Consider the following 5,060-nt stretch of genomic DNA (forward strand, 5'->3'; position numbering starts at 1 on the left):
TTCCCTGCGCCAGCAACAAAGCCGAAGCGCTATAGCCAGGCAGTGCTTTATGAACACTTGTGATTAATGCGTCGGCACCTAACTGCAATACATGCTGTGGAAGCTGGGAGTTAAAACCAAAGTGCCCACCCCATGCAGCATCAACGATTACTGGGATTGAATTTACATGGGCTTTTTTAATCAGTGCAGAAAGTTCTGAAATTGTTCCTAGATAGCCAGGCTCTGTTAGCAAAAGTGCGATTGGCTGTTGATCTAAGACACGTTCTAGTTCTGAAACGGGAATACCTGTTGGCACACCTGTTGCTTGATCTATTTCAGGTGTTAACCAGATTGGTTCTAGACCAGTAAGTACGAGTGCGCTTAGGACGGATCGATGAGCAGTACGAGTAATTGCAACCTTGTCTCCCGGTTTTCCCAGAGCAAAAATGATTGCTTGGTTTGCATGCGTTGAACCACCAGTTGAAAAGCGCGCGTAATCTGCGCCCCATAGTGATGCCGCTAACTCTTCAGCCTTCTTTAATGTTCCTTCAGTTAACTTGATTTCATCTAGCCCACCGTAGAGCGGAGTATCTGTATCTACTACAGCTCCTAACCCCTCATCTAATCGATGTGCCTTCTGCTTGTGACCCGGAATTGTGAATGCTGTGCGCTCAGTTTCGAAGTAGCGCAAGTAGGCATCTAGTAATGGTGCGCTCTTTCTTAACTCAGAGTTCATTGTGCAAGCCTAACCAATGGACTGGCGAGTAGGAAATGATGGCTTAGACTTTACCCATGACAACACTTACCGCATTGACTCAAGAGCGTCGGTTGGTTACCGCAATTCCGGGACCAAAATCTCTCGAGGCGCTACAGCGCCGCAGTGAGGCGACATCTGGGGGACTAGGTATGGCGATCCCCGTCATTATCGAGCGCGCTAGTGATGCAATTTTGCTTGATATCGATGGCAATCAAATCATTGATCTTGGTTCAGGTATCGGTGTTACTAACGTAGGTAACTCGGCACAACGTGTAGTCGATCGCGTTATCGATCAGGTGCAAGCATTTACACATACCTGTTTCACAGTTGCTCCATACATGGGCTACATAGAAGTATGCGAAAAGTTAAATGCAATGACACCAGGAACATTTAAGAAGAAGTCACTTCTTGTCAATTCGGGTGCAGAGGCTGTTGAAAATGCAGTAAAGATTGCGCGCCATTACACAAAGCGCCAAGCGATTGTTGTTTTCGAACATAGCTATCACGGCCGTACAAACTTAACTATGGCGCTAACTGCAAAGAACATGCCATACAAAGAAGGCTTTGGTCCATTTGCTCCCGAGGTATATCGCGTGCCTATGCCGTACTCATTCCATTGGGTTGGCGATCAAGCAACGATCACAGAAGATGCAATCGAGATGATTACTCACAAGATTGATAAGGAAATCGGCGCACACAATGTCGCTGCAATTCTTATCGAGCCTATTCAGGGCGAGGGCGGATTTATCGTTCCACCAAAGGGTTTCTTGCCTGCGCTATCAAAGTATTCAACAGATAACGGCATAATTTTTATCGCAGATGAAGTACAAACTGGCTTTGCCCGCACAGGCAATATGTTTGCTGTTGAAAACGAAAACGTAGTGCCAGACATGATGGTTACAGCCAAGGGCATCGCAGGTGGACTTCCACTTGCAGGTGTTACAGGTCGCGCAGAGATCATGGATTCGGTTCATGTTTCAGGTCTGGGCGGAACGTATGGTGGAAATCCACTTGCATGTGCTGCAGCACTCGGAGTTTTTGAAACCATGGAAGCTGAAAAGTTAGTCGAGCGCGCAAATCACATCGGCACAATCCTTGGCGACTCACTTCGCACAATGCAAGCAAAGTATCCAGTGATCGGTGAAGTTCGCGGTCGTGGAGCAATGCAAGCGATTGAATTAGTAGTTCCAGGTACAAAGACACCTAACACTTCAGCGATGAACGCAGTTGTTAAGTATTGCCAGAGCAAGGGTGTTCTTATCCTTACAGCGGGCACTTACTCAAATGTTGTTCGCTTCTTGCCACCAATTGTTATTACAGATGAACTTCTCAAGGACGCCCTAAGCGTGCTTGATGAAGCGCTGGCTTCTCTCTAAATACCTGAAGCGTGACCTTCGCAGCGAGGGTCTGAACCAAATGCAAAGCTTCCATTAGGTAGCACCTGCATTAATTGCACAGCAGAACCATGTCCCCACGCAGCCAATGGGCGAACATCATGCCCCTTTGCCCGTAATTGATCTAGGACGGCAGTAGGAACTCGATTTTCGATTTCTAGAACTCCGTGCCCAAGCTCTTCTTCAGAACTTTGGCCAGGCAAACTTAAATGCTGCCAACGTGGCGCTTCTGTTGCTTCTTGCACATCCATCTTTAAGTCCACAATATTTATAATTAATTGTAAATTTGATTGAACCTGAATATTTGCACCAGGGGTTCCTCCCACTAAATGCAAAGTTCCATCAGAATTAACTACAGTAAATGCATTTAAGGTGTGCGCAGGGCGTTTGCCAGGTGCGATGATGTTTGGCGAACTTGGATCTAAAGAGAATCCAGTTAAACGATTATTCAGCAGAATTCCAGTGTCAGGAATAATCCATGAGCTACCGAAGCCATGGAATACAGACTGAATCCAAGACACTGCGTTGCCATCTTTGTCAGCAACTAAAAAGTAGGTTGTATCGCTGCCTTCAGAAACAGGTGCGATGTCATTGGCAGCTGTATCCATAGAAATTTGCTTAAATCTGGCATCGATATTGTCCTTTGACAAAATCTTCGCCACATTCACATCGATGAACTCTGGGTCACCTAAAATCGCATTTCGGTCTGCAAAACCAAGCTTTTTTGATTCAACTCCAACATGGATGCGGTCAACTTCAGACAAAGCCGCAATATCAAAGCGCTCATTCAGCAATAGTTCTTCCATCAAGATCATGCCCTGAGTTGGGGGAGGCTGGCCATAAACAGTTAAGTCGCGGTACTTAACCGAAAGTGGATCTAGCACTCTCGTTGTATGCGCCTTTAAATCTTCTGCGTTAAACCAACCATCAGAGCCTTTAATCAATTGCTGAGCAATTCGTCCTTCATAAAAAGCCGCACGTCCACCTGATGCAATCTCTCGTAAAGACTGAGCAAGATTCTTTTGAACAACTAAATCGCCAATCTTTACATTGACATCAATACCCATATCTTTAAACACATGAGTATCTGGCGCAATTGCTAAGTGCCCGGCAATTCTTTTGACAAAGCCACTATTGGCTGGAAATCCATTTTCTGCATAATCAATTGCGTGTTCTAGGACAGTTGCCATAGGCAGCTTTCCATAACGAGAATGTGTTTCAAACCATGTCGATACTAAACCCGGCACTGTTCCAGATTTATATCCATGCAGCGGGATTCCATCTTTATAAGCATCCGGTGTAGCCGCATGTGATCCTTCGCCACTGCCATTAAATGCAAGGTTTGTCTTACTTGCTGCATGGTGAGTTACAAGGAATGCATCACCACCCAGATGAGATGCTCCGGGTTCAACCACACAGATCACTGCACTGAGCGCGATGGCAGCATCAATGAAAGTTCCGCCTTGCTTCAAGATGGAAATAGCAGCGCTAACAGCCAATGGCTGGCTTGCCGCTGCTCCACCATTTTTGGCATAAACAACACTTCGACCTGTTTGCATCCGTGAACTGTGGCTTATTTTTAGGGGGAATACAAGGAAAAACATGCAGAGTTACGATTTGCTGACAATGTGGCTGCGACTTATTATTTACCTACGTTAAGGGGAGTACCTCGTTCGGCATCTTCGTCAATACGGATAGAAATATCCCGGAGCTGCGACCACATAGCTATTACGTAGCTAGTGGTTGAGGGAGACCTTGGCACAATGCCCCTTTAACGAAATTGGTGTAATTCATGAATGTCTCATTAACCACGTGGTTTGTTGTTATCGGTGCGATTTTGGCACTGATCGTTGTGGATCTATTAACAGTTAGCCGAAAGCCCCATGAAGTTAAATTCAAAGAGGCTGCCGGTTGGTCAATTTTCTATATTGCGGTCGCGATTGGCTTTGGTGTCTGGGTCTGGCAGAGCGCGGGTTCGCAATTTGGAACAGAATACTTTGCAGCTTATTTAGTGGAGAAATCGTTATCAGTCGATAACCTCTTTGTATTCATCATAATTTTGGCACAGTTTAAAGTTCCATCGATCTACCACCAACGAGTTCTGATGTTCGGAGTTTTATTAGCACTTGTGTTGCGAGGAATTTTCATCGCAGTTGGTGCGGCAGCACTTGCCGCCTTCAGTTTCACATTTGTGATCTTCGGAGCCATTTTGATCTGGACTGGTATCGGATTGTTTAAGCATTGGGATGAAGATCCTTCTCCCGAAGACAATGCAATGGTAAAAGTGATTAGAAAACACATTGCAATGACAGATGAGTTTGACGGCTCAAAAATCTTCACCAAGATTGATGGCAAAAAACTTGCAACACCGATGTTCTTGGTCATGATTGCAATTGCATCAACTGATCTGCTATTCGCACTGGACTCAATCCCAGCCACCTTTGGCGTTACCCAAGAACCCTTCTTGGTCTTTGCAGCTAATGCCTTTGCCTTACTTGGTTTGCGCGCCCTGTACTTCTTGCTCAAGGGCTTGCTGGATAAGCTGATTTATCTTTCTCTGGGACTATCAATCATCTTGATGTTTATCGGCGTTAAGTTGATCATGACCTACTTGCACGAAATTTGGTATGAAGTGCCAAAGATTCCTATTGTCTTTAGCCTTTCAGTGATTGGTTTGGTACTGGTAGTTTCAACAGTTGCCAGCTTGATTAAATCCAAGCGCGATCCAAGCGCAGTTGCGCATGCTGGACGCATAACCGGGAGTGATGAAAAGAAATAATTTCCCTCACCTAGTTATTGCCTCTATCCTTTACACAGAAGAGTCGCCCGGATCACCGCGTTACCGCAAGGTACCGAGGAAAGTCCGGACTTCGCAGAGCAAGGCGGTGGGTAACTCCCACCCGGAGCAATCCGCGGGAACAGTGCAACAG

The 5,060-nt window shown here is 45.8% G+C and carries 4 protein-coding genes; 2 read left to right on the top strand and 2 right to left on the bottom strand.

What is annotated here, in order from left to right; translation table 11 throughout:
• On the bottom strand, nt 1-715 hold a 715-nt coding region (locus tag AC9UGD_RS06090), incomplete at its 3' end, for an aminotransferase class V-fold PLP-dependent enzyme (RefSeq protein ID WP_509570949.1).
• A 56-nt stretch (nt 716-771) separates the two neighbouring features.
• Here AC9UGD_RS06090 and gabT point away from each other — a divergent pair.
• The gene (gabT, locus tag AC9UGD_RS06095; RefSeq protein WP_509570951.1) at nt 772-2,112 is read left to right on the top strand and encodes a 4-aminobutyrate--2-oxoglutarate transaminase; all 1,341 of its coding nucleotides are present in this window, start codon (nt 772-774) and stop codon (nt 2,110-2,112) included.
• On the opposite strand, the gene ggt is transcribed toward gabT, so the two are convergent.
• Nucleotides 2,109-3,689, bottom strand: coding sequence for a gamma-glutamyltransferase (gene ggt, locus AC9UGD_RS06100; RefSeq protein WP_509570954.1), 1,581 nt, complete (start codon nt 3,687-3,689; stop codon nt 2,109-2,111). The two genes, gabT and ggt, sit on opposite strands and share 4 nt — an antisense overlap.
• A gap of 233 nt (nt 3,690-3,922) precedes the next feature.
• Between ggt and AC9UGD_RS06105 the strand changes: the two genes are divergently transcribed.
• Nucleotides 3,923-4,909 (top strand): TerC family protein, encoded by a 987-nt coding sequence (locus tag AC9UGD_RS06105; protein ID WP_509570957.1) that lies wholly within the window; start codon nt 3,923-3,925, stop codon nt 4,907-4,909.
• Nucleotides 4,910-5,060 lie beyond the last annotated feature (151 nt).

It is taken from the genome of Candidatus Planktophila sp. (assembly GCF_044232745.1).
In the GTDB taxonomy this organism is placed as follows: domain Bacteria; phylum Actinomycetota; class Actinomycetes; order Nanopelagicales; family Nanopelagicaceae; genus Planktophila.

Bases quoted from the DNA above. Each gene is read 5' to 3' on its own strand.
- AC9UGD_RS06105 (WP_509570957.1), top strand. From the start codon at position 3,923: ATGAATGTCTCATTAACCACGTGGTTTGTTGTTATCGGTGCGATTTTG.
- gabT (WP_509570951.1), top strand. From the start codon at position 772: ATGACAACACTTACCGCATTGACTCAAGAGCGTCGGTTGGTTACCGCA.
- ggt (WP_509570954.1), bottom strand. From the start codon at position 3,689: ATGCAAACAGGTCGAAGTGTTGTTTATGCCAAAAATGGTGGAGCAGCG.